The organism is Lysinibacillus sp. NPDC097868, from assembly GCF_044761135.1.
Classification (GTDB): Bacteria; Bacillota; Bacilli; order Bacillales_A; family Planococcaceae; genus Lysinibacillus.
Window position 1 is genome coordinate 229,490 of sequence record NZ_JBIWBS010000004.1, and the last position, 25,462, is coordinate 254,951.

Here is a 25,462-nt window from a genome sequence, read left to right on the forward strand (position 1 = left end):
TTGAATGAGGTGAGGAAATGACGAAAGAAGTATGTGAAGTGACGCATATTAATGAACAAGCGGTCACAAAGGTACAGCAGCAAATGCCAGACTTATCAGGTGTAGCCAAATTTTTAAAGGCATTATCTGATGAAACAAGACTCAAAATAGCGTATGCCTTAACGGTAGAGGATGAATTGTGTGTTTGTGATGTTGCGACAATAATAGGTTCATCTGTAGCGACAGCATCACATCATTTACGATATTTAAAAGAACATAGTTTAGCGAAATCGCATCGTAAGGGGAAGCAAATGTATTACGCTTTAGCCGACGAGCATGTATACCAAATTGTAACGATTGCCTATGAACATGCGAAAGAAGGGATTGCCAATGGCAGTGATACCAAGTAAGCAAGAGTATCGTCTACAAAACTTATCCTGTGCTAGCTGTGCAGCTAAATTCGAAAAAAATGTAAAAGCTCTTCCTGACGTTCAAGATGCACAAGTGAACTTTGGAGCTTCTAAAATAATGATTGTAGGAGCAGTTAGTGTTGATCAAATTGAAGCAGCAGGGGCATTTGATGGCATTAAAGTTTCACAATCTGCGACAAAAGCAAGTGAAGAAACAATTCCTTTTTATAAGAAAGTGGAGAACATATTAGCTAGTGTCTCACTGCTATTCGTTGTAGTTGGCTATCTATTATCTTCTGTTCGTGGAGAAGAAGATTTGTTGACGATTGCTATGTTTATTATTGCGATTATTGTTGGAGGCGTAAAGATTTTTAAAACAGGCTTCCGCAATCTTGCGCGACTAGAATTTGATATGAAAACGCTTATGACCATTGCAATAATTGGCGCTGCAATAATTGGTGAGTGGGAAGAAGCGGCCGTTGTTGTCTTTTTATTCGCAGTGAGTGAGGCACTTGAAGCATATTCAATGGATAAGGCGCGTCAATCAATTCGTCAGCTAATGGATATTGCTCCGCCAACTGCCACTATTAAACGAGCGCATGGTGAGCACTTCCACGAGATGGAATTGGCAACAGAACAAATTGAAATTGGCGATATTTTAATGGTGAAGCCTGGTCAAAAAATTGCAATGGATGGCATTGTAATCGCGGGGTTATCTGCAGTTAATCAGGCAGCCATTACAGGTGAATCAATTCCTGTCAATAAATCAGTCGGTGACGAGGTATTTGCAGGAACGTTGAATGAAGAAGGCGCATTAGAGGTACGTGTAACGAAACGTGTAGAGGATACAACGATTGCGAAGATTATTCATTTAGTGGAAGAGGCACAGGCAGAAAAGGCCCCATCACAACAATTTGTTGATCGTTTTGCTAAATACTATACACCAGCAATAATGCTTGTGGCGCTTCTTGTAGCAATCGTTCCACCTTTATTTGTAGGGGATTGGCAACACTGGATTTATCAAGGATTGGCAGTCCTTGTTGTTGGTTGCCCATGTGCGCTTGTTGTTTCCACACCAGTGGCAATCGTAACTGCTATCGGGAATGCTGCAAGACAGGGCGTTCTTATAAAAGGTGGTATCCATTTAGAGCAATTAGGTCATATAGATGCAGTTGCATTTGATAAAACAGGGACATTAACAAAAGGAACGCCTGTCGTAACAGATATTGTTACACATAAGGGATTGCTAGAGAATGATGTATTACAGCTTGTAGCAGCTGTTGAAAAGCAATCACAGCATCCATTAGCAAAAGCTATATCGAAGGCGTTACATGATAAAGAGCTGACAGAGCTTGTTCCGACAGATTTTCAATCCGTAACTGGTAAGGGTGCATATGCAACGGTAGATGGTCAGAAAGTTTACGTGGGTAGTATGAATTGGATTTTATCGTTAGCGACAGTTGATGACACGATAAAGGAACAGGTTAATAAACTTCAAAAACAGGGTAAGACTGTAGTAGCAGCTGTTAGTGATGGTCAGTTTATAGGATTAATAGCCATTGCTGATCAATTGCGTGCGGAAAGTAAGGATGTGCTAGAAAAGTTAAGTGCTTTAAAGGTGAAGCATACTGTGATGCTAACAGGAGATGCCAAATCAACTGCTGAAGCGATTGCCTCTACATTAGGTATGAGCGATGTGAGAGCAGGGTTACTTCCAGCCGAAAAACTCTCTGCTATTAAAGAATTACGTACGAAATACGGAGCTGTCGCAATGGTCGGAGATGGTGTGAATGATGCGCCAGCACTGGCTTCGGCTAATGTAGGGATTGCAATGGGTGGTGCAGGTACAGATGCCGCATTGGAGACAGCTGATATTGCATTAATGGGTGACGATTTAACAAAATTACCGTATACGATAGCTTTAAGCAGAAAAACATTACGAATTATTAAAGAAAACATTATATTTGCACTAGCTTTAAAGTTAATTGCCCTATTACTCGTTATCCCAGGGTGGTTAACATTATGGATTGCCATTTTTGCAGATATGGGTGCAACATTACTTGTTGTTTTCAATTCATTAAGGCTTATTAAGACAAGGAAATAATAGGTATAAGGATGTGCGCGATTTTTCTCTGTAGGTAAATAATCGTTCCAATATTTATTTATTATTGTTGTATAGATGCTACTAGCGATTCTTGAAAAGTGTTAAAATTCACGTTATTATTAATGAAGGAAAAATGTAACAATACATTATAAATGAGGCGAAAGTTTTATATGTCAGAACCTATTTTGGTAAATGTTACAGAGGAAATTGTGCGTGGTTTAGTAAGTTTTCTACTTCGGGGACCAGAATATCAAACATTTTGTAAATGTCAAAACTGCGAATTTGATACAGTGGCACTTGCATTAAATGCTTTGGCTAGTAAGTATGTTACATCTATGGAAGCGCGAGATGAAGCATTTAAAGCGTTGAATACTCCTGAAAATATCGAGTTGATTAACAGAGAAATTATTCATGCATTACATGTGGTAAATAAGTATCCTCGACATTAAAAAGAGCCCACTTCTATCGTGAAGTAGGCTTTTTTTATGTTTCAAAAAAGTGTTTATCTTGGATATGTATTTTCAGTTAACTTTTAAGGCAAGCTTGTAGTAAACTAGAGAGTAAGAATAGGAAAGAGAGGGAATAAGATATGCCAACACCTAGTATGGAGGACCACATCGAACAAATATATTTATTGATCGCTAATAAAGGTTATGCTCGAGTGTCTGACATTGCTGAAGCATTATCTGTTCTTCCTTCTTCTGTTACTAAGATGGTTCAAAAATTAGATAAAGACGGTTATTTAGTTTATGAAAAATATCGTGGACTTACATTGACGCCAAGAGGAGAACAACTTGGGAAACGTCTTGTGCAGCGACATGAACTGCTAGAACAATTTTTGCGAATCATTGGTGTAGATGAAGAGCGTATTTACAATGATGTAGAAGGAATTGAGCATCATTTGAGTTGGAATTCAATTGATCGTATTGCGGAACTTGTGCAAGTAATGGAAGAAAATCCAGACATCGCGAAAAAACTAGAAGCATCAAGAAAACAGCACAATCTATAAGATAACACATTCATCTTTGGCGGTTACTTCGACTGCTAAGGAGAATTTAATCTCCATGTTAGAGACGATGCTTATATGACCAATATTGGGTAAACTTGTGCTCGTTGCTTTGAAGTATAAGCATTTAGGTACGGAATTATATATTTTGCGAAATTGATGGTATGAAGGAAAGGAAGACATTATGAACGAATTAAAATCAGGTGAAGTTGTTACTTTAACAGTGTTAGAGCAACAAGCATCGAAATGGATCTTAACAAATGGGGTAGTTGAACTGCCATTAAATGCTTCTGAGGTAACAGAACCACTAGCTGTAGGGGATCGTCTTGAAGTGTTTTTATTTGCGGATCGACGTGGCGATTTAGCAGCTACTACTGCTATTCCAGCATTTGCACAGGGCGAATACGGCTGGGCTCGAGTTCTTCGTGTTGTAGAGCATGAAGGTGCTTTTGTAGATATTGGTACTTCGCGTGAAGTGCTTGTTAAAGCAGAGGATTTACCTGCTGTTAAAGAAGTATGGCCAGAACCAGGTGACCATGTATTTATGACATTACGAACAGATCGAAATGGAGATTTATTTGGTCGTTTAGTAACGGAAGAAAAGATTTTGGAGCTATTTGAAGGTGCATTTGAAGATATGCACAATAAAAATATTACAGCTCGTCCATATCGTTTATTACCTGTAGGCACATTTTTACTAGGGGTAGATCAACCATATCGTATTTTCGTGCATGAAACAGAACGCTATGAGGAACCACGTCTTGGACAAGATGTAGAGGTACGTATTATTGATATAAAAGATGATGGCTCAATGAATGGGTCTCTTTTACCTCGAAAACACGAGCGCATCACAGGAGATGCACAGCAAATTTTAAGCTACTTGCAAGATGTCGGTGGTAAAATGCCATTTAGTGATAAGTCTTCACCAGATGAAATTAAAGAAATGTTTAATATGAGTAAAGCAGCATTTAAACGTGCACTCGGTACACTTATGAAGGCTGGTAAAGTGAAACAGCAAAATGGCTGGACAGAAGAAATTTAATTTCTTTAAAATATTTATAGAAATGACGAGAACCATGCCTGAAACCTTCTCGTCATTTTTTCGTACTAATAATTGTATAATGACATACATTATACAGGCTAAATGATTTTTCTAGCGAAAGGGGTCACACAATTTGAAAAAAATATGGGGGAAAATACTAGTAGCAACGATGCTAGTATTTGGTGTGCTGGCACCAACAACGGGATTTGCAGCAGACAATACACCACCGAAAGCAATCGATGAAAAATTAGGTGTACCAATTGTCGTATATGGTGCAAACCTATCTGAAGCCGAAAAAGAATCTGTAAAAAAATCGTTAAAAGTAAATGAAGATCCTGAAGTTGAGGAAATAACAGTATCAGGGAATGACTTAGCTAAATACATTAAAGATAGTAATTCAAGCTCACGTATGTATTCTTCTGCAAAAATTACGCGTAAGGATGCTGGAAAAGGCTTAGTTATCGAAATTGTCACACCATCAAACATTACACAAGTAACTTCAGAAATGTATGCAAATGCAATGCTGACAGCGGGTATTGAGGATGCAACGGTTCAAGTAGCAGCACCAAAGCCTGTAACAGGCCACTCTGCGCTTGTAGGTATTTATAAAGCCTATGAGGTAACAACAGGCGAAACGTTAGATATAGACCGTACAGACGTTGCCAATGAAGAACTATCAGTAGCAACTAAACTAGCTGATTCTGCTGGTGTAGATGATGCAAAGGTTGCGGAATTACTAACAGAAATAAAAAAACAAATAGCTGAAGTAAAGCCGGAAACACGTGAAGATGTTGAAAAAATTGTTCAAGAGCAGCTAGATAAGCTAGAAGTAAATTTAAGCGAAAAAGATCGTCAGCTATTAGTTGACCTGATGGACAAAATTAGTAACCTAGATATTGATTTTAGTAAATGGTCCGATCAACTAAATGATATTAGTAATACATTGCAAGAGAAGTTTGGAGCATTGATGGAAGATGAAGGCTTCTGGACGAGCGTAAAAAATTTCTTTGCAAATTTAAAGGATACAATTTCAACATGGTTTAACTAAACGAAAGAGCGCTTTGCCATTAGGTAGAAGTGCTTCAGACTGTAGACAAAGTCAAAAATATTTGGCTTTGTTTACAGTCTTTTTTAATATAAACAATATGATGTTCCGTCAGTGCGTGAATACGAAACGATATCTACTATTTTTGTAAAAATGCAAATAGCTATGGTACTATGAAAAAAAGGAGTGGTGAGAAATGGAATTCCAATTACAAAATGTAACGGAAAACAAACTGGCTTTTGTTTATAAGCAGGATGGGGAACAGTTAGCGGAAATTACATGGAAACAGGAAGGTCAAGTAATGGTCATGAATCACACCTACGTTTCAGATAAGCTTCGTGGTCAAGGGGTAGCAAAAAAATTATTAGATCGTGCTGCAGATTATGCTCGTGAAAATAATTATAAAATGGTGGCTGTTTGTTCATATGTAGTCGCGGCATTTGAAAAATCGGATGCTTATAACGATGTAAAACAATAAAAAATAAAGCAATCTGCTACATAGCCTCTAGCTATAATGCGGATTGCTTTTTAGGTTGAATATAGAAATTTTTCATTGCACATATTATAAAAAAAGGACACTGTAAATAAGTACTGTTAAGAAACCTGCTCCCCCAACTAACGAAGCCATATCTACCCAATCATAAACTAAATCTAAATCTTTCATAAAAGACATCCTCCTATCGTTTGTATTATTGTATTATTTCCCTCATATTGTCAGTACTAATCATATATAAGTACAAAATAATAAAGAATTACGAAAAAATATTAGAATTATGTGATAATAACGAGTAGGAGTGTGATTGCGAATGTCTTGGAAAATACAGACGTACGATGAATTAACGACGGAAGAACTGTATAAAATTATTCAGCTACGAGTAAATGTTTTTATTGTTGAGCAACAAACATGTTATGAGGATTTGGATAACCATGATCAAAACTCTATACATATATCATATGTTGAGAATGGAAAATTATGCGCATATTCGCGTATATTGCCCCCAGGTGAAAAATTTGAAATGGCCTCAATTGGGCGAGTTATTACTAGTCAGGAGATGCGTGGGACAGGGCTAGGTAAAGAAATGATTCAATTAGCATTAGAAACAATCGAGCAGCGATGGCCAGGTTCTGAAATATTTATTCAGGCACAGGAATACTTAAAAAATTTTTATGGTTCCTTTGGCTTTCAACAAGTCTCAGAGCAGTATATTTACGATAGCTTGCCACATTTAGATATGCTATATCAAGCAAAAAAATAATGTTTAGTCCTCTCCGAATAGGGAATAGCTATAGTATAAGGCTAGTTTCTATATTATTTTTAGGAGGGATTTATTATGGCAAAGCGTAAAGGAACAGGTGTTGTGCTTGCTGGATTAGCAGGATTTGCAGCATCTTATTTAAGTAAAAAAGAAAACCGTGATAAAGCATGTGAAATGTTCAACAGTGCAAAATCCAAACTTGAATCTTTTCTGAATACATCGAATGTAAATATGGATGATAGAATTGCGGAACGTGTAACTGCTGAAGTAGCAACAGAAGCAGGGACAGCGCCTACAAAGCTAGCTTCAAACGAGATGGTTTCTGAAGGCGGAGGACATACAGGTGTTCATTTCTACAATGAAGAAATACAAGAAAAAGAAAAATAATAAAAAACCTTCTCATTTAGCTTTGAGAAGGTTTTTTAAAGTGCCAGGCACTTAAACAATTCTGAATTTAAAAATCCACGTAGACTCCTGCAAACATTACAGAACGTAAAACGCAACAAGCCGCGCTATTGTGAGGGATGCGGTTTACACTGCACCCACGGAAGCGAAGTGGGCTTTTACGAAATAGGTAGTCCAATAGTTTGCTTATAGCGAACTAAGGGGTTGCCCCTTTTTATTGGGAATAAGGGTGACACCAGCGAACGTGATTAACACAATTCCTGTGAAGATGAATCCGCTGACTACACCAAGTGATAACCATCCGAGTAATGAGGAGCCTAACACTACTCCTAATGAGAAGAAGGCATAAAAATAACCGTATGCTTTCCCACGGATTTCAACAGTCGTAGAGTCAATTAGTAGTGAATTCACAGACGGGAATAATAAACCGAAGCCAATGCCGTAACAAGCCATTGCTATATAAAGTAACGTACTCGAATCAGCCTGACTAATTAGTATTTGACTTAAGCCCATTAAAGCAATACCAAGCGATAATGTTTTAACGGGCGCTACTTTATCAAAAATGCGATTACTCGGCAAAATAAATACAAGTACAGCAACAATACCGAAAGCACTCATTAAAGTACCGCTTAAACGTGAATCAAAACCTAAAGATTGAACCTTTAAAGGTAGTAAATAGGCAATGACACCTTGTGAAAACATTAAAAAGAATGCGCCTGTGAAAGCCTTTAACGTACCTACATTATTAAAAAATACACTAATTGGGATATAGGTTTTAGAAGAAGACTTTTCTTTTTTTACTTTATTAGAGTTAAGTAAAAAGAAAGAAAGGATTCCTAACAGTAGCATAAAACTTGCAGTAATATTAAAGACAAAAGGTACACTAGTACGACTTGCTAGGATACCACTAAAAGCTGGACCGATAATGGCTGCAATTCCTACAAATGCTCCGGAAATGGCACTGCCTTTGCCCCGTTTCTCTTGCTCGGTAGCATTAGCTAAAAATGTAAAAGCAGCAGGGACAATAAAACCAGCAACTAGTCCATGAATAAAACGGACTATTAATAAGGCAAGTGGTGCTTCTACTAAGTTATATAATGTTAGCGAGAGTCCTGTTGTTAAAAGTCCGATAATTAAAATGATAAAGGGTCCCTTACGATCGGTTAAAAAACCAGAAATAATATTTCCGAACGTATTAGAAAGAGAATACATACCAACGGCAAGGCCGGTTAAAAAGGCAGATGCACCTAAAGATTCTGCATATGTACTCATTACAGGAAGCTGAGTAAATAGGTCAAAAAATGAAAAGAATATAATCAAATAGATAAACTTTTTCATAACTCCTCCACTACAAATTACGACATAGTGGGTTTATTATACCATTTTCGACAAAAAAAGAATGCCTAATAAGTGGAACTTATTAGACATTCGAGAATTGATAATATTAAGCTTTAGCAATTTCTTTTTTCATTGTTTTGTTTTTCGCAAGGTTTACGTGCCAAGAAAGAGCCTCTTCTAAAATATGAGGAGTTTGATGGTTACCTGTTGCTTCGATAGCACGGTTGTAGTAATCCCATAATTGTTCTTTGTAATCTGGGTGTGCACAGTTTTCAATAATTAAAGGTACACGTTCTTTAGGTGCTAAACCACGTAAGTCAGCAATACCTTGCTCAGTGATAATTACATCTACATCATGCTCAGTATGGTCTACGTGAGAAACCATTGGTACGATTGAAGAAATCGCTCCGCCTTTTGCATAAGATTTTGTTACGAAAATACCAAGACGCGCATTACGTGCGAAGTCTCCCGAACCACCGATACCATTCATCATACGAGTACCTGATACGTGAGTTGAGTTTACGTTACCGTAGATATCTAACTCAAGAGCAGTGTTGATTGAAATTAATCCCAATCGACGGATAAGCTCAGGGTGGTTAGAAATTTCTTGTGGACGTAAGCAAATTTTATCAGCATATTTTTCTAAATTGCCGTATACTTTTTTCTGTAATTCTTCAGTAAGTGTAATTGAAGTAGCAGCTGCGAATTTAACTTTACCAGCGTCGATTAAGTTAAATACAGCGTCTTGAAGCACTTCTGAAGCAACTACTAAATCTTCGAATTCAGAATCTGCAAAGCCATCAAGTACAGCATTTGCTACAGAACCTACGCCAGATTGTAATGGCATTAATTGTTTTGTTAAACGACCCGCTTTAATTTCATCACGGAAGAAGTCTAATAGAATGTTAGCCATTGTTTGTGTTTCTTCATCTGGTGGTACGATTAATGAAGGCGCATCTGGCTCTTCAGAAATAACAATTGCTTTAATTTTAGCTGGATCAACTTTGATACCGATTTCACCAATGCGTTGCATAGCATCTGTCATTGGAATTGCTTCACGATTACCTTGTTCTCCAGGAACGTAAATATCATGGATACCTACTAAAGCTTCAGGATGAGAAATGTTTAACTCAATAATAATATTTTCTGCGTATTGAGCAAAGATTGGTGAGTTACCTACAGAGTTTGTTGGGATAATATAACCATCTTCTGTAATAGCAACCGCTTCAAGAATTAGATATTTAATTGGCCCGATAATTCCTTGACGCACTAACTCAGCATTATGAGAAAGGTGAGCGTCTACATATAGGACATCGCCAGAGTTAATTAAGTTACGGATACCAGAGTCTCCTTGGAATGGTCCGCGTTTACGAATTGCACCAGCTTCAGCTAAGTATTTATCTACTTCTGGCCCTAATGATGCACCTGTGTATACATCAATTTTAAATTCTTCATTTTTTGCACGCTCAACTAATGCCATTGGAACTACTTTTGCATCCCCAGCACGAGTAAAACCACTCATACCAACTACATCACCGTTAGAAATAAGTGCTGCTGCTGCTTCAGCAGTAACAATTTTACTTTCAAGTTCTTTTAAACCTAGGCGTTTTTGAATATTTGCATCCATAAAAAAATCCTCCCCTAAATCATTTTGATGGAAACCGATTACAAAACTAGAAAAAACCTGTATGAATTTTCTGTTTATTCAGTTGTAGTATGACTCCAACCATTTGATTAATACTATCACCAATTTGTCACAAAAACTTTATAATTAGCATTAAATTAAGTAAACAAAGAAAAAACGAGCGGAAGGTTGATTTTTCGACAGAGAAAACGTTTTATTGTAGAGCTGAGGTTTCAAGCATTAAATAAAAAAGTACAGCAAGCTATCTTAAAGAAGAGATACTTGCTGTACTAGAGAAAATTAGAAGCCTAAAGAACGACGGAAATAACTTGCGTAACGTTGACTAACAGGGATACGCGTACCATCTTTCATTATTAATAAGAAAGTTGAGTGTGAATCTGGTTGAATTTCATCAATGTAATCAATGTTTACAATATAAGAACGGTGACATCTAATAAATGAGTCAGGTGCTAAAAATAGCTCAAGATCACTTAAATTTAAACGGTGATAGCCTTCTCGTCCCATTGTTTTAACAAATGTTTTACGAAGCTGTGTTTCAAGATAAATGACTTGATCATGCTTAATTGGATACCAACAATCATCGATTTTAATCGTGATATAGTTTGTTAAAAATGCAGATGGCTTTTGCGGGAAGATGGCTGTGATAGCACCTTTTGTTTCGCCTTCTTCCATTAAAGGAATACTCATACCATAGTAAGCAACACCAAATACATCAGGTTCGATATACGTGCTGATTTTTTGATTATAGCTTAAAGCCTTATGTGCAGCTGAACCTTCTTTAATCGGATCACCTGGCTTAATTTTTAAATCAACCTTTTTGCTCGGTTGGTAGTACAAGTATTCATTTGTATCAGAAATTGCGATTGAAGTATTCTCAGGGAAAAACTCCTTAATAATCTCCATGATTTCTTCTATTTGTTTTGGATCCACTATTAGCACCTCGTTTTAACTTTTAAAAATAGTATTATCATCTATTTTACTACATATTCGTATAAATTATATAGAGAAGATTTCGGAATAAAATAGAGATATGTCGATTGCTAAAATAAAAAGCAGGATAAATGCTTACATAATATTCATTATAGAGTAATTAATTACTAATTAATTTTATTATGTATATGGTAAAATTTAAATGTCTATTAATAAGTTTACAAGGTTTCAACTATCTTTATATGATAAATAAGAACTAGAATGATGTGCAAAATGTGGTTGAAAGGAAATCGCAGAATATGGTAAAATTCACTGTAAAGTATATTTTTTTTAATAATGGTGTTTAAGATGGGTTATTTTTAAGCTATATTCAATATATAATTGTGTAATAGGACTCAATTCATACGATAAATAAGTAAATACTTTTTTCTTATTTAGAAATTGTAATTCGATGTCAAATATTGTAAGGTAATTCGTGCACTCTGAGGAAAGATGGGGAAGATTATGCAACTACATCAACATTCTATGTCCGAAACGATATCAAAAAGATACTTCCAAGAAATCGATAATATTAACCAATATGTCGGTGTAGAAGAATTTTTTAATATTGAGTCAAAGTTAATATTTGAAATTTATCATTTAGAATCTGCGAAGGCAAAAAAATCTTTGCATGAATTAATTGATATTCTTTCTATACGTTTTGGCAAGCAAGTCATTAAAATTGTGAGAGGTTATTTTTCTGTGTTAGCGTCGATTGTTGCTCGTAAATTGCTAGACAATCAAGTACCTTCAAAGAAAGCCTTTGCTTTTAATATTGCTTGTAATGATATGATTGAAAACCAAATGAAAGACGCTGAATTTTTGCAATTTGCTGATGATTTAATTGATTTCTTTGTTTATTTTATCGCAGATAGAAAACAACCGACTTTCCGTCATCAGACAGTCAACAAAGTGATTATGTATATAAATGATGAGTTAGAAAATGATCTGACAGTAGAAAGTATCGCGAATAACTTCCATATTAGTACTAGTCACTTATCACGGATTTTTAGAGAACATGTGGGCATAACATTGGTTGAATATTTAAATGTTCGTCGAGTAGAAGAATCACAATATTACTTACGACATACAAATAAAAGCATTACGTCAATCTCAGACCAATTCCATTTTTGTAATCAGAGCTACTTTACACGTATTTTTAAAAAATACACAGGTGTAACACCTAAGCATTTCCGTGATGAGTTACACCATGAATTTTACCGTTTTGAAATGAACGAGACTGAGATGCAAAACGTATAATTTTAATCTTGGACATTGAATGACTGGCGCTAAAGATAAAAACATACTGTAAGATGCGATCGTATTAGCGATGCTAAAGCGCGCATCTTTTTTGTATGAAATGATCGCCATAGTTCCAAGCTTACAATAACACCTAGGAAGAATTGATAAGTAGCGCTTGCTATTTGATAAAGGTAGTCTTTATAAGGTATACTTCACATTAGTTGAAAAATAATAGTAGGTGGAAAAATGAAAAATTTGAAGCTATTATCAATGCTTGGTCTTGTTGTTTTTGTATTAAGCGGCTGTCAAGCAGTTGAGAACAAAGAAGGCTTTTTCTATAGTGTTTTTGTAAAACCTATGGAATTTTTACTGGAGTTTTTCGGAAATGATATTTTTTCAGGTAGCTATGGTTTAGCGATTATCGCCATTACGGTCCTTATCCGTTTAGTCTTAATGCCGATTATGTTGAAAAACTATCGTCAGCAACAATTGATGAAATCGAAAATGGATGCCTTCAAACCTGAAATGGAAGCCGTTCAGAAAAAAATGAAGGAAGCAAAGACAAAAGAAGAACAAATGCAATATCAACAAGAAATGATGGCATTGTACTCAAAACACGGTGTGAATCCATTGAATATGGGTTGTTTACCAATGTTAATTCAAATGCCAATCATTATGGGGCTTTACTTCTCAATTTTATATTCTGCCGATGTGAAATCACATGAGTTTTTATGGTTTAGCTTAGGTTCACCAGACATTGTTATGACAATTATTGCAGGGATTGTTTATTTAGTACAAGCACGTGTATCTTTATGGACTGTACCTGAGCAACAAAAAAAGCAAATGAAAATGTTTATTTACATTTCGCCAATTATGATTGTCTTTATTTCTATGTCCTCTATGGCAGCTCTACCTCTTTACTGGTCTGTCAGCGGTGCATTATTAATTCTTCAAACATATATTGGTAGAAAATATTATTCGGAGCATCCCGAAAAAGCAAAATCATAAAAGAAATTATGTCGAGGCGCTTGTGTAGCCTCGATTTTTTTTAGGAGGAAAACAGAATGAACACAAAATGGATATCATCAATTCTTGTGGCAATTTTTAGTATCGCGGCAATTGTATGCATCATTTTAGGAAACTTCAATTTTGCTGTACTAGCGATGACAATAATGTTTGCCATGTCTAATGGTTTCAGAGCGAAAAGCTTTAAAGAGCAGGGATATATAAAAGAGGCAAAATGGATGAAGTATATGTCTATCTTTTTCTCTATAGCTTCAATTGTTGTTCTTATTATCATTTTTACAGAATAATAGTGAAAAGTTTCACTTAAAAATGTGAACAGTGATAAAATAAAACTATCAAAATAAAATGTTTTAACTTGCTTCAGCAGAAGACTCCACTTCAATAAGTGGGGGATGAATGCCGAATATTGAGTGAAATCTATGGGAGTTCAAACCCTTGCTGAACCAAGTTAAAAGTCCCGGCGGATGTCACAGATTTTTTAGATTTGCTTTTCGAGCAGGCTCGAAAAAAATCTGAACGCCATTACGCCGAGGCGTAATTGATTAAAGGTCTTAGGGTTGCTCAAACTCCCGATGAAACGACCTGTCTGGTAGTTTAGCAACCCTGTATCTGTACAAAAGGGGCAAAAAAAGTGAAAAAAAGTCGTTTACCACTTATTATTGGCGCTGTTATTTCAGTGGCATTGATCGTTTCTATTTTTGTAGTTATAAACTATAAAAATAGCCAAGTAAATGTAGCATCTGATGAGGAACAACCAGTAGCACAAAAAGGCAAAGAAGATGAGCCAACAAAAGAGCAACCAAAAACACCTGATAATACACCTGAGCCTCAAGAACAGCCGGATGAAAACGGCTATTACCCAAATCAAACTATCCCAACAGAGCCTACTTATATTGATGGTATTTTATTAGCAAATAAAAGATATCCACTACCATCAACATTTGCTCCTGGTGAAAGTCCAGAGGCTCGTCAAGCGTTAAATAAGATGATAGCAGAAGCGAAGCAACAGGGTTTTAACTTAGTAGCGTTTAGTGGATATCGTTCATACGAATATCAAACAACGTTGTATAACAACTATGTTAAACGTGATGGTCAGGCTGCAGCAGACCGCTATAGTGCGCGACCAGGTTTTTCTGAGCATCAAACAGGCTTAGCATTTGATATTGGTGAAGTTGGCAAAGATGATTTATGGCTGACTGAGGAATTTGGAGAAACTCCAGCTGGGCAATGGTTATTTGATAATGCTTCGCAATTTGGTTTCATTTTACGATTCCCTCAAAACAAAGAACACATTACAGGTTACATGTATGAATCATGGCATTACCGTTACGTTGGAGTCGACATTGCGAAAAAAATTAAAGAACAAAACCTAACTTTAGAAGAATATTTAGGCGTGAAATAAAAGTAGAAGACTACTATCGTTGATTTCCACTACAGGAGGGCGCTTTCCGCGGGCACACCGAAAGCCGCAACCCTCGTAAAGCGCGGTCTGTTGCGTCTTACTATGCGTCCGTTCCCGCAGGAGTCGCCCGACTTCCTCTCCAATCAACTGACCGTGTTGAAAGGGAATCCTGTTTTATTATCCATAAAATATGGGAGGATTGTTTAAAAGCACCGTAGCGGAAATCAACAATATAGAAAAAGTGTTAGATTGATTGAAGTCAATCTAACACTTTTTTCTTTTGTCTCTGCATCTATTGAACATAATTAAGTAGCTACAATACTGGTGTTAGTAAACGTGAAATAGATTCCTTAAACTTTATCATGTTCGAACGATTTTGATACATTTCCCAAGTTAATTCTGTGCAGTCAAAAATATCTTTTTCAAATAGCTCCGCTAACTGATGTGAAATCGTTGAATCATAAATAAAAGCATTTACTTCGAAGTTTAAACTGAAACTTCGTACATCGATATTGGCAGTTCCGACTGTAGAAGCCTCGTCGTCGATAATAATGGCTTTAGCATGAATAAATCCTTTTTCATAAATATAAACTTTTGCCCCAGCGCGCAGTAATTGCCCCACATAAGAGTATGTAGCCCAATAAACAAACATGTGGTCCGGTTTATTTGGAATCATTATACGAACATCAATACCTGAAAGCGTAGCAATTTTAATGGCGTCTAAAAAGCTGACATCTGGAATGAAATAAGGGGTTTGAATATAAATATATCTCTTCGCCATATTAATAAGCTTTAAATAACCAATTTTAATTTGTTCCCACTCAGAGTCTGGCCCGCTCGAAACAATTTGTAAGCCTACATTACCTTTTTTCGGAATAGCAGGGAAGTAGCGATCCGAATAGCCCATTTTTTGCTGTGCACAAGCTTGATTCCAATCTAGCAGAAAGCGTGTTTGCAACGGATGGACGGCACTACCTTCGATACGTAAATGTGTATCTCTCCAATAGCCAAATTTCTTTTGAAGTCCAAGGTATTCATCTCCTACATTAAAGCCTCCAATATAACCAATACGACCATCAATTACTACGATTTTACGGTGATTTCTGAAATTCAGACGTGGATTAAGTAGTGGGAATATTGAAGGGAAGAACACTTCAACCTCACCGCCCGCTTCAAGAAGTTCTTTGAAATGTCTTCTTTTAACATTACGTGAGCCCATTTCATCGTACAAGAGCCTCACTTTAACTCCTTGTTTTGCCTTTTTAATCATTGCGTCGACGAGACGCGTACCTAAATTGTCTAAACGAAAGATATAATATTGAATGTGGATATGATCTTTTGCTGCTTCGATATCTTTTATAAGCTGTTCAAATTTGTCTGCCCCATCATCGAAAATAGAAATATGGTTGTCTTGTGTTAATACGGAATTATTCGTTTTTAAATGCATGTAAATCATCTCTTTATAATTTTCAGCATTTTCAATACGGAACTCAAATGTATCATCTCGAATCGTATCAATTTGATAGCTAATCAGATTATCAATCCCAATATCCTTGCGCCCTTCCCAACGAAACAAATGTTTCTTCCGCAGTTGCCTGCCGACTAGTAAATATAAAATAAATCCAACTAATGGCAAGAAAAATAGGACAAGAATCCATGCCCATGTAGAAGTGGCATCTTTACGCTCTAAAAAAATTATGGTCATCGCTGATAAGATGTTAAAGATTAATACTAAAGGTACTAGATATTCTACATCTGTAAAAATGCTCATTCCTGCACCCCTCTACTATTTTTCATATAATACTTAGTATAGCTTACTTTTCGGGTGGAAAGAAAGAAGAGTCCGCTATTTGTTGTCACCATAGAAAAGATTACCCCAAAATAGGAAGAGGTAATCCGTAGCGCTTCTATAAATGAAAGTGTATAAATAAACGATGCTTAAATTCGTGCTGGATGGACAGTGGGCAAACTATAACGTAAAACCGGCAAGCCTCCCCTGTGGTATGGCTTGCCGGTTTGACTACTGTAGATAAGCCCCTCAAAAGAGAAGGGGGCATCTTACTAGCTTATGAATAACATTCCCATTGAAATAGTATATCGGAAAAATCTTGTTGTAGAAGCTTTTCACGATTGATAAAAAACTTCCCAACGCCACTATCCGCCCACATAATACCGAACTCATCATTAGAATCAATTTGTAGTAAAAGTACATCATATCTTTGTAAAAGTTGAGACGCATGTCGAATGTCCTCTTCTAAAAAATATGCATATCCACCTATCTTCGCCCCCGCTCCTAAAAAATGCTGTAAATAAATTTCATACAAATTAACATCATAATTTAGTGTTGCTATTAGGCTAGGTAAATGATGCACAGCACGATAATCTAATGCAGAAACAGGCTCTTGCGTGTAGTGGAATTGTAATGCTAATTCCTCATTAATAGGAAACCAATCATTTGAGAATTGGGATAGGTTATTTTGTGTTGGCATCGTTATTTTGGATTCTACTGTCGGGTAAAATCGTACCTTATAAAACTGTTGGAAAATGTCTTCTTTATAATGCGCTGCATTGGCAAAAATATTAGATGATATAAAAAATTGTAAAATACCTTGTGTAGGGAAACCTTGTATGAGCGGTATTTCTGCAAAATTTATTTGAGCTAATAAACGCATAGATTCACCAGTAATGTCTTTTGGAACTGTTTGATAATATGGTAAATAAGGTTCACCGGCAAATTTACTTTCTGTTAATGAAGTTGCTCGTTTAGATGGCGAAATAATAATCGCTGGAAGAAGCGAATCTTCAATTTCAGAACGTAATGGGTAGAGCTCTTTAGGTAGTGATAAATTTATCGTTTTGTTCATGCAGTGCCCTCCGAGTTTACACTTTCAAACATTGATGTCTTTAACTAACACAATCAAAAACGTCTGTTACTATAAGGTACGACATTTTGTAAGTAAATTATTCAAGGCGTAAAGTTTTATTTGATGCTTTATAAATAAATATTAAACTAATTGAGATAATGGCGATTGCTGCAGCAATGTAGTAGCCAAGATTCGATTCCATTGTGAATAACCATGTGAAGAATAGAGGACCGAGAATACGTCCTAAATTGTCCATAGAATAAGAAAGACCTGCTGCTGTTCCGTATTGGCCACCAGATTCTTTGGAGGATAGTGATACAACGCATGTTCTTGCAAGGGCATTTCCAGCTGTGAATACGCAAAGAGCAAATCCTGCCATCAATAGATTGCCTGTTAAAGTAAATAAAAGCATACCAAGTGCAGTAACGATTTGAGCTCCAATAAGCCAAGAAGTTTCCGTACCATTTTTAATACGACGAACAACACCGCCTTGTATTGCTGCATCCACAAAACCACTAAACATAAATAAATAACCAATTTGCAATGGTGTTATTTGAATGCGATCAATTTGGAAAAGCTGGAATGTTGCTTCTACTCCTGCGAGCATAAAAGTGACTAAAAAAGAGAACATAAATAAATAACGAACTCGGTATTGAAGCATTTTGCCAACACCTTTTGGTACAATTGCTCGTTTTGTTACATCTTTTCGTTTTTCTGGTTCTTTTAAGACGAAAATTGCATAAATAAATAATAGCGCAATTAAAACTGCTGATGCGATAAATGGTAGTTGCAAGCTATAATGACCTAGCATGCCACCAATTGCAGGACCGAAGATAAAACCTAGACCGATGGACATGCCCATTAAACCCATGTATTTATTACGATCTTCCTCGCTCGACATGTCACCGATAAAGCCTGTTACCGCAGTATACAGTGCACCTGAGAATAAGCCGCCAACTAAACGTGATACGTATAGCATCGTTAAATTATCAATAAACATTGAAAAGATAACGAAGCTGAGACTGAATCCAACCAATCCCGTTAAAATAAGCTGCTTTCGTCCGACTTTATCGGATAGCTTTCCCCAAAGTGGTGCAGTAAAAAAACTTGCAAGTGAATACACTGTCAGTAATCCGCCTACATGAATGTTTTGCCAGTCGTGTTGCACGATGACTTCTGGTAAGACTGGAATAATAATTCCGAAGCCTAAGTAGACGAGAAATTGTACTGACATTAAGAGTAAAATTGGTTTTATCATTTAATTTCCTGCTTTCTTACAATATTTCAGTATGTATATTCTACCTCTCTTGTTCTTGCTATTACAAGGAAACGTAGGTAAAGCATTTTATTGGGAACTGTAAAAAGATTTTTTAGATTGATTTTTATTTCGCTTAGCGGTTATTCCACAATATTTATTTCTTCTTCCATTCCCTCCATTGGTAGAGGTTTTAACAGGTGTCCAAATATCCATATTGAATGTCAAAAAAAATGAGGAACTACGAATAGAAGCAGTGAGATATGTAAAGAATATAGTTATATCAAATCAGTTTATTTTTTGCCGTAAAAATTGGTCATTAAACATAATTTACATTGTAACAAAATTGAAAAATATTAAAGGCGAGTTAAATGGTATGATAGATAAAGATAAACTTGTCTGACATCTATAACATAGAAAATTGAAACTTTTTTGGAAATAAAACGTTATATAAAATCGAGGAAAGATTGAGGTGGAATGTATGACAAAGGAAGTAGATTTGAAAAAGATTGTTTCGAATTTATCGAAGTTGGGTGTGACTGCCACTGTAACGAAGTCTCGACTTGAACTTTTAAAAGTGCTCACACCACCAACGCAAACTCCGCAAGTTCAAGCTTAACTCGTTTTACAAAAAAAGAATGGATAGTCTTTGAAAATAAGACTATCCATTCTTTTTTTATTCAAGTTTTTAATCATCTTCATCATATGTTGTAAACATGTAAGTACGATAATGGAAACGCATGCTAAAGACCAGTCCGATGGCAAGTGCATTCCCCATTAATGAACTTCCTCCATAACTAATGAACGGAAGCGGAATACCTGTAATTGGTAGTAATTGAATTGTCATACCGATATTTTCGAATACGTGGAACGTAATCATAGCAATAATTCCTGCACATACATAAGTTGAAAAAGGATCTTTTAACAATAGTGTTGTTTTCGTTAAATGATAGATTAACAAAAAGAAAATACAGATGACGATACTTGCGCCAATAAATCCCCATTCCTCACCAATGACAGTAAATATGAAGTCCGTATGATTTTCTGCTACGTACACTTCGCGACCACGGAAACCTTTACCGAAAATTTCACCCGAACCTATGGCGTTTAATGAAGTGATTAAATGGTAGCCATCACTAGATGAATAAGAATAAGGATCTAGCCAAGAATAAATTCTGGCAAACTGGTAAGCTTTAAATCCAAATGTTTTTTCTAAAAAGTCCTGCATATAAAGCGCCATCCAAAGGAGACTTCCTCCGATCGCTGCGCCACCTAAAAAAGTAGGTAATATAATCTTCCAGGAAATTCCCGCTACAATAACGAGTGCTGCAGTAATCGCAAAGAAAACAAGTGCAGAACCAAGGTCTGGCTGTTTCATAATAATACCAAGTGGTATAATCAACGTTATAGCGATTTTGCCTAGTAAAATGAAGTCGGATTTTATGGATCTTAAAGAATAGACTTCGTGATGCTTACTAATAAGTCGGGCAAGTGCTAAAATATAAAAAGTTTTCATAAATTCGGAGGGCTGGATATTGCCGAGTGGTGTATGGAACCAGCTTTTTGCTCCATTTACAGGCTCACCAATCTGACCTTTTCCTTCCGGCATGAAAATAAGTAATACTAAAAGGGCGATCCCAGCTCCATACATATACCAAGCCATTTTTTTATATTGATCGGGTTCGAAAAACATAATGACACCGATAATAACTGCACCAATTACATACCACTGTAACTGCTTTGGCACGTAGTTGATACCGTATTGTCCAGAAGTTTGCGCAGATGCAATAGCTAACAAACTAATGACAAGAAAAGTGAAAAGTATAAAAGCGAGCGTCCAGTCAAAACGGTTCACGAAATTTCGTTTATTTTCCATAAAAGCCACCTAAAATAAAATAGTTTAAAGAGATGCGTATATACGCATGTTGAACATTAACATTATAACGCAAAAAACAATTTTACGCCTGAGTATATTGTTCTGACGACAAATAGCATAAAATGTTTCAAAAAATGATGATTAGTTTTATAATGAAGTGAAGAATGGGGTGATGGATGTGGCTAAGAAATTAAAGTCAGCTGAAGATTTTATGTATCATATATATGTTCATATGAACGATGTCGATAAATTTGTTATTTTTAGCGGGCTTAAGCTCTCGCAATTTGTGGCTGCTTTAGATCCACTGCATCACTTACTTTTACTTAAGCATTCCTATGAAGATGGATCATTTAATATGCATACACAGTTTGATTATGTACCTGATGAGGAGGTTCCTCATTTTGTAAAAAAGGCTACAGAGTCAAAAGAATTGTGTTGGATAGATTTTATGGATGAAAAGAGGCTAGATCAGCTGACTGCGATGGAGCAGGGAGAACTGCTTTACATTAGCCATAAAAAAGAACCGATTACATCACCATTTTTTAATAAATTGCAAAATCGGTTTGTTTATTGTTCTTCAGATGTAGAGAAAATGACAAAAATTTATTTTCGCCATTTAAGTGATTCTGATTTACTAGTTGCAAATGTCATTAATTCTTTAATTCGAGAGAAAGAGCGAAGCACGGGTTTTTGGAGACGTAAAGTAAAGTCGAGTATCCCTTGTATTACACCGGAATTTTTAAGAGCTTATCGTTCTTTTGCTAAGGATGGTGCATTGTTATCACTGTATCGCATCGAGAAGCCGAAAGCAGCATATGGTATAGAAATTCGTAACTTATCAGATTATTCCTTCCCAGATGAGGTCTGGGATGATTTAAATACAATTTTGAAAAACGAACACGATGAATTGATTCAAATTATTTAGCTCTATTTAGCAGGTATTCCACCAGCCAAATATGAAGGGAACCCAAGGGAGTGATTGTATGTCATTTACTTGGGCGACCAACTTTTGAATGAATAAGGCACTCAAATCTCACCGTAATTTTAACGGTGAGATTTTTATGTCATTTGTCAAGACGTTTCGTGATAAACTAATAATACTGAAGAAGTATGTGGAGGGCACAAAAATGAAAAAAAGAATCGGTTTATTATACGGCGGAAAATCAGCGGAGCATGAAGTGTCATTGTCGACAGCGTGTGCGGTCACTGGAGCTTTGAATTTCGAGGAGTATGAGATATATCCGATTTACATTACACAAGATGGGGAATGGCGACGCGGGGAGCGTTTAGAAAAACCTGCAAATTCGATTGAAGAATTACAATTTGGTGATGAAGCTATTATTTTAGAAAATAATATTACAGCATTTTTAATTGATAAAAATGGGACAGCGGTACAATTTGATGTTATTTTCCCTTTACTTCATGGAACAAATGGGGAAGATGGAACTGTACAGGGCCTACTTGAAGTATTGAATCTTCCGTATGTCGGAAATGGTGTATTGGCGTCATCAGCAGGTATGGATAAAGTAATTATGAAGCAATTGTTTGAAATTGCGGGTTTACCACAAGTGCCATATACGTACTTCATTCGCAGTGAATGGGCTAGCGAGCAGGAAGCTATTTTAACACGCTGTGAAGAAAAATTGACTTGGCCAATGTTTGTGAAGCCTGCCAATTTAGGTTCAAGTGTTGGTATTAGTAAGGCTTCAAATCGTCAAGAGCTTATTAAAGCAATCGAAGTGGCTTTACAATTCGACCGTAAAATTGTAGTAGAGCAAGGAATTGTAGCTCGTGAAATTGAATTGGCTGTATTGGGCAATGATTTTCCAGAAGTTTCAGTACCAGGTGAAATAAAACCTATGACTGAATTTTATGATTATGACTCGAAATATAAGGACGGCTCAACAGCGCTCATTATTCCTGCAGAGCTTCCTACAGATGTTGTGACAAGCTTAAAAGAACATGCAAAAAGCGCGTTTAAAATTTTAGATGGAAGCGGTTTAGTACGTGCAGACTTCTTTGTCACAGCAAATCATGACATTTATATTAATGAAGTAAATACAATGCCAGGTTTTACACCTGTTAGTATGTATCCACTTCTTTGGCAACACACAAATGTAAGCTATCCAGAGCTTATTAATCGTCTGATTGCGCTTGCACTTGAGCGTTATGAAGAAAAACAACAGCTTCACTATAAAAAAGACTGAGTGGGATTATTGTGAAAAAGACATTAAAGCAATTAGCAGCATGGTTGAATGATGAGGAGCCGGCTTTCGGAGAGACGGTTGTAACTGGTATATCTATTGATACAAGAACAATCAATCAAGGAGATTTATTTGTACCATTTCGTGGTGAAATGGCAAATGGTCATAAGTTCGTTCTACAAGCTTTTGAAAAAGGCGCAGGTGCTTCGCTTTGGCAAAAAGATGAACCGAATCCACCGAAGGGTGTTCCATTATTGTTTGTTGAAGATCCAGAGCAAGCCTTACAGCAAATGGCACGTGCTTATCGCCATGAGCATAAAGCGACTTTTATTGGTATTACAGGGTCGAATGGTAAAACTTCAACGAAGGATATTTTAGCAGGTACGCTTGCTCCTTTTTTTAAAGTGCAAAAAACGATTGGTAATTTTAATAACCAACTTGGTTTACCGATTACGATTTTACAGCTTGATGAGGATACAGAAGTGGCAGTACTTGAAATGGGCATGAGTGGTTTTGGTGAGATAGAATTTTTAACAAAATTAGCTCGACCTCATATGACAGTTATAACAAATATAGGTGAGGCGCATATGCAAGATTTAGGCTCTCGTGCAGGCATTGCCAAGGCGAAATTTGAAATTATTCAAGGTATGCAGGATAATGGTGTTCTTTTTTATGACGGTGACGAACCATTGTTAAAAGAACTCGTTGCAAAAGAGCAAAATTTAAATGCGAAGGCATTTGGTTTAGAACCAGGCGATTTGTTATATGCTGAAAATATTGAAGCAACTGCCAATGGAAGTAGCTTTACAACACATGGTGCAATTGAAGGTGAATTCTTTATCTCGGTTCTTGGTAAGCATCAGGTGAAAAACACATTGATTGCAATGCTTATCGCACAAAAACTAGGATTAAATGATGAACAAATTCGCGAATCATTAAAAGGTGTAACTTTAACTGATATGCGCATGCAACAAGTACAAGGCAATCAAGGTGCATTATTTATTAATGATGCATACAATGCTGCACCTACATCTGTAAAGGCTGCCATTCAGTTTATTGCAACAACAACGATTCGACCAGAAAAGTGGCTTGTCTTAGGTGATATGCTCGAACTTGGAGCTAATGAACAAAGCTTCCATGAGGACTTATCACTAGCTATTCATGAAGGCGAAATTGACTACGTGTGCTTATATGGTCCGCGTATGGCATATTTATATGAAGTGTTAAAAGACCGTTTTAATGCTGATCATTTACTATATGTGCAGGATGATTTTGCACCTATTATTGCAAAGCTTCAACAGGCAACGGAGCAATCCATCGTTTTATTAAAAGGTTCACGAGGCATGAAGCTAGAAACGATTTTACAAGCATTTACTTCATAATTTACGAGCGAGTGTAAGTATAATAAATAGTACCTATAGGGTAAAAATCCGCTTTGGCTGCAATAGACATCATATGCGGATTTTTGCCTTTTATTGAAAAAAGGCAATATAGGATGCCTTTATGTCGGGCTATGTTGCGCGTATAACGTCCACTTTTTAGAGGTGAGAGGAATGGCAATAGGTGTTTTATGTTTACATGGATTTTCAGGTGGCGCTTACGAAGTAGAGCCGTTTACAACTTATTTACGTGCTAATACAGATTGGTTAATCGTGACGCCTACTTTATCAGGACATGGGGAAGATTTAAACATGAAAGGTTTTACAGCACTGCATTGGTTAATGGATGCAGAGTTGGCTTTTCGAGCGCTTTCCAAAAAGGTGGATGAAATAATTGTCGTTGGCTTTTCAATGGGTGGGATTATCGCACTCTATTTAGCAAAGCGTTATAAAGTAAAGAAGCTCGTACTGCTTAGTGCGGCAGCTAAATATGTAAGTCCTAAGCAACTTGTAAAGGATTTTAAAATGCTAGCGACTGAGGCATACCATCGAAATCTTTCTAATAATGAGCTGTATTTGAGATATCGCCATAAGTTTAATCATGTGCCATTATCAGCAACGATTGAATTCATGAAACTGGTTCAAAAGGTTGCACCGTATTATCAAGATATTAAAGTGCCCGTTTATATTATTCAAGGGAAATTAGATGGTATTGTGCCGTATCATACCGCCAAATTTTTATTTGACGAACTAGCCTCAATAAATAAAAAGTTGTATTTTTCTGACAATGGTAAACACCATATTTGTTATTGTGAAGATTGTTTTGACTGGTTTGCGAAGGTTTTAGCGTTTTTAAAGGAGCAATAAAGTAGTCAGATTATTACGACTCATGCGTTATCGTTGCATACGGTTGATTACCATGATAGACTAGTGTAAGCAATGGATACATTTTGTGCGAAGACTCTTCATAATTTGGTTGAAGAGTACTTTTTTTTGAACATAACGGTTTTATTCT

General features: G+C 36.3%; 25 protein-coding genes. 18 read left to right on the forward strand and 7 right to left on the reverse strand.

Annotation, left to right across the window (positions count from 1 at the left end):
* Window positions 1-17: 17 nt before the first annotated feature.
* The 9 genes from ACIQXJ_RS20200 (at window position 18) to ACIQXJ_RS20240 (ending at window position 7,229) form a co-directional block, all read left to right on the forward strand.
* Complete coding sequence (locus ACIQXJ_RS20200) at window positions 18-389, forward strand: ArsR/SmtB family transcription factor (protein ID WP_403056961.1); 372 nt, start codon at window positions 18-20, stop codon at window positions 387-389.
* Window positions 370-2,493: a heavy metal translocating P-type ATPase gene (locus ACIQXJ_RS20205; RefSeq protein WP_403056963.1), complete on the forward strand. Its 2,124-nt coding sequence runs from the start codon at window positions 370-372 to the stop codon at window positions 2,491-2,493. The genes ACIQXJ_RS20200 and ACIQXJ_RS20205 overlap by 20 nt, the downstream gene beginning before the upstream one ends.
* 170 nt (window positions 2,494-2,663) lie before the next feature.
* Complete coding sequence (locus ACIQXJ_RS20210) at window positions 2,664-2,942, forward strand: late competence development ComFB family protein (protein WP_403056966.1); 279 nt, start codon at window positions 2,664-2,666, stop codon at window positions 2,940-2,942.
* Window positions 2,943-3,082: 140 nt separating this feature from the next.
* On the forward strand, window positions 3,083-3,502 hold the full coding sequence (gene mntR / locus ACIQXJ_RS20215) for a transcriptional regulator MntR (protein WP_173479397.1): 420 nt from the start codon (window positions 3,083-3,085) through the stop codon (window positions 3,500-3,502).
* Window positions 3,503-3,683: 181 nt separating this feature from the next.
* On the forward strand, window positions 3,684-4,541 hold the full coding sequence (locus ACIQXJ_RS20220) for a CvfB family protein (protein WP_403056969.1): 858 nt from the start codon (window positions 3,684-3,686) through the stop codon (window positions 4,539-4,541).
* Window positions 4,542-4,674: 133 nt separating this feature from the next.
* Window positions 4,675-5,589, forward strand: coding sequence for a DUF1002 domain-containing protein (locus ACIQXJ_RS20225; protein ID WP_403056971.1), 915 nt, complete (start codon window positions 4,675-4,677; stop codon window positions 5,587-5,589).
* A gap of 193 nt (window positions 5,590-5,782) precedes the next feature.
* Window positions 5,783-6,064 (forward strand): GNAT family N-acetyltransferase, encoded by a 282-nt coding sequence (locus ACIQXJ_RS20230; RefSeq protein ID WP_403056974.1) that lies wholly within the window; start codon window positions 5,783-5,785, stop codon window positions 6,062-6,064.
* Window positions 6,065-6,392: 328 nt separating this feature from the next.
* The gene (locus tag ACIQXJ_RS20235; RefSeq protein ID WP_403056976.1) at window positions 6,393-6,842 is read left to right on the forward strand and encodes a GNAT family N-acetyltransferase; all 450 of its coding nucleotides are present in this window, start codon (window positions 6,393-6,395) and stop codon (window positions 6,840-6,842) included.
* 75 nt (window positions 6,843-6,917) lie between these two features.
* Window positions 6,918-7,229: a hypothetical protein gene (locus tag ACIQXJ_RS20240; RefSeq protein WP_340822027.1), complete on the forward strand. Its 312-nt coding sequence runs from the start codon at window positions 6,918-6,920 to the stop codon at window positions 7,227-7,229.
* A 204-nt stretch (window positions 7,230-7,433) separates the two neighbouring features.
* Here ACIQXJ_RS20240 and ACIQXJ_RS20245 read toward each other — a convergent pair whose 3' ends face one another.
* The 3 genes from ACIQXJ_RS20245 to ACIQXJ_RS20255 all read right to left on the reverse strand — a co-directional run bounded on the left by ACIQXJ_RS20245 (window position 7,434) and on the right by ACIQXJ_RS20255 (window position 11,160).
* The gene (locus ACIQXJ_RS20245) at window positions 7,434-8,585 is read right to left on the reverse strand and encodes an MFS transporter (protein WP_403056979.1); all 1,152 of its coding nucleotides are present in this window, start codon (window positions 8,583-8,585) and stop codon (window positions 7,434-7,436) included.
* 106 nt (window positions 8,586-8,691) lie between these two features.
* On the reverse strand, window positions 8,692-10,212 hold the full coding sequence (gene scpC / locus ACIQXJ_RS20250; RefSeq protein ID WP_403056982.1) for a succinyl-CoA:acetate CoA-transferase ScpC: 1,521 nt from the start codon (window positions 10,210-10,212) through the stop codon (window positions 8,692-8,694).
* Between the two features lie 297 nt (window positions 10,213-10,509).
* Window positions 10,510-11,160: a LytTR family DNA-binding domain-containing protein gene (locus ACIQXJ_RS20255; protein ID WP_173479405.1), complete on the reverse strand. Its 651-nt coding sequence runs from the start codon at window positions 11,158-11,160 to the stop codon at window positions 10,510-10,512.
* 504 nt (window positions 11,161-11,664) lie between these two features.
* Here ACIQXJ_RS20255 and ACIQXJ_RS20260 point away from each other — a divergent pair.
* The 4 genes from ACIQXJ_RS20260 to ACIQXJ_RS20275 all read left to right on the forward strand — a co-directional run bounded on the left by ACIQXJ_RS20260 (window position 11,665) and on the right by ACIQXJ_RS20275 (window position 14,869).
* Window positions 11,665-12,459: a helix-turn-helix transcriptional regulator gene (locus ACIQXJ_RS20260; RefSeq protein ID WP_173479406.1), complete on the forward strand. Its 795-nt coding sequence runs from the start codon at window positions 11,665-11,667 to the stop codon at window positions 12,457-12,459.
* A gap of 228 nt (window positions 12,460-12,687) precedes the next feature.
* Window positions 12,688-13,449, forward strand: a complete 762-nt coding sequence (yidC, locus tag ACIQXJ_RS20265; RefSeq protein WP_402890953.1) for a membrane protein insertase YidC — start codon at window positions 12,688-12,690, stop codon at window positions 13,447-13,449.
* A 56-nt stretch (window positions 13,450-13,505) separates the two neighbouring features.
* Window positions 13,506-13,754, forward strand: a complete 249-nt coding sequence (locus ACIQXJ_RS20270) for a hypothetical protein (RefSeq protein ID WP_340822033.1) — start codon at window positions 13,506-13,508, stop codon at window positions 13,752-13,754.
* A gap of 344 nt (window positions 13,755-14,098) precedes the next feature.
* Window positions 14,099-14,869: a M15 family metallopeptidase gene (locus ACIQXJ_RS20275; protein WP_403056985.1), complete on the forward strand. Its 771-nt coding sequence runs from the start codon at window positions 14,099-14,101 to the stop codon at window positions 14,867-14,869.
* Between the two features lie 313 nt (window positions 14,870-15,182).
* Here ACIQXJ_RS20275 and cls read toward each other — a convergent pair whose 3' ends face one another.
* The 3 genes from cls to ACIQXJ_RS20290 all read right to left on the reverse strand — a co-directional run bounded on the left by cls (window position 15,183) and on the right by ACIQXJ_RS20290 (window position 18,991).
* A complete protein-coding gene (gene cls / locus ACIQXJ_RS20280) occupies window positions 15,183-16,640 on the reverse strand; it encodes a cardiolipin synthase (protein ID WP_403056988.1) in 1,458 nt (485 codons plus the stop codon).
* A 295-nt stretch (window positions 16,641-16,935) separates the two neighbouring features.
* The gene (locus tag ACIQXJ_RS20285; RefSeq protein WP_403056991.1) at window positions 16,936-17,733 is read right to left on the reverse strand and encodes a YwqG family protein; all 798 of its coding nucleotides are present in this window, start codon (window positions 17,731-17,733) and stop codon (window positions 16,936-16,938) included.
* Between the two features lie 97 nt (window positions 17,734-17,830).
* Entirely contained in the window at window positions 17,831-18,991 is a 1,161-nt protein-coding gene (locus ACIQXJ_RS20290; RefSeq protein WP_401012987.1) for an MFS transporter, read from the reverse strand.
* Window positions 18,992-19,469: 478 nt separating this feature from the next.
* Here ACIQXJ_RS20290 and ACIQXJ_RS20295 point away from each other — a divergent pair, with 478 nt between their 5' ends.
* A complete protein-coding gene (locus ACIQXJ_RS20295; protein WP_004232019.1) occupies window positions 19,470-19,607 on the forward strand; it encodes an Lmo0850 family protein in 138 nt (45 codons plus the stop codon).
* Between the two features lie 69 nt (window positions 19,608-19,676).
* On the opposite strand, the gene ACIQXJ_RS20300 is transcribed toward ACIQXJ_RS20295, so the two are convergent.
* Window positions 19,677-20,864, reverse strand: coding sequence for an FtsW/RodA/SpoVE family cell cycle protein (locus tag ACIQXJ_RS20300; protein ID WP_340822040.1), 1,188 nt, complete (start codon window positions 20,862-20,864; stop codon window positions 19,677-19,679).
* Window positions 20,865-21,036: 172 nt separating this feature from the next.
* On the opposite strand from ACIQXJ_RS20300, the gene ACIQXJ_RS20305 reads away from it, so the two are divergent.
* The 4 genes from ACIQXJ_RS20305 (at window position 21,037) to ACIQXJ_RS20320 (ending at window position 25,314) form a co-directional block, all read left to right on the forward strand.
* Window positions 21,037-21,789: a hypothetical protein gene (locus tag ACIQXJ_RS20305; RefSeq protein ID WP_403056994.1), complete on the forward strand. Its 753-nt coding sequence runs from the start codon at window positions 21,037-21,039 to the stop codon at window positions 21,787-21,789.
* Between the two features lie 202 nt (window positions 21,790-21,991).
* Complete coding sequence (locus ACIQXJ_RS20310) at window positions 21,992-23,071, forward strand: D-alanine--D-alanine ligase (protein WP_403056997.1); 1,080 nt, start codon at window positions 21,992-21,994, stop codon at window positions 23,069-23,071.
* Between the two features lie 11 nt (window positions 23,072-23,082).
* Entirely contained in the window at window positions 23,083-24,450 is a 1,368-nt protein-coding gene (locus tag ACIQXJ_RS20315) for a UDP-N-acetylmuramoyl-tripeptide--D-alanyl-D-alanine ligase (RefSeq protein WP_403057000.1), read from the forward strand.
* A gap of 171 nt (window positions 24,451-24,621) precedes the next feature.
* Complete coding sequence (locus ACIQXJ_RS20320; RefSeq protein ID WP_403057003.1) at window positions 24,622-25,314, forward strand: alpha/beta hydrolase; 693 nt, start codon at window positions 24,622-24,624, stop codon at window positions 25,312-25,314.
* The last annotated feature ends 148 nt before the right edge of the window (window positions 25,315-25,462 follow it).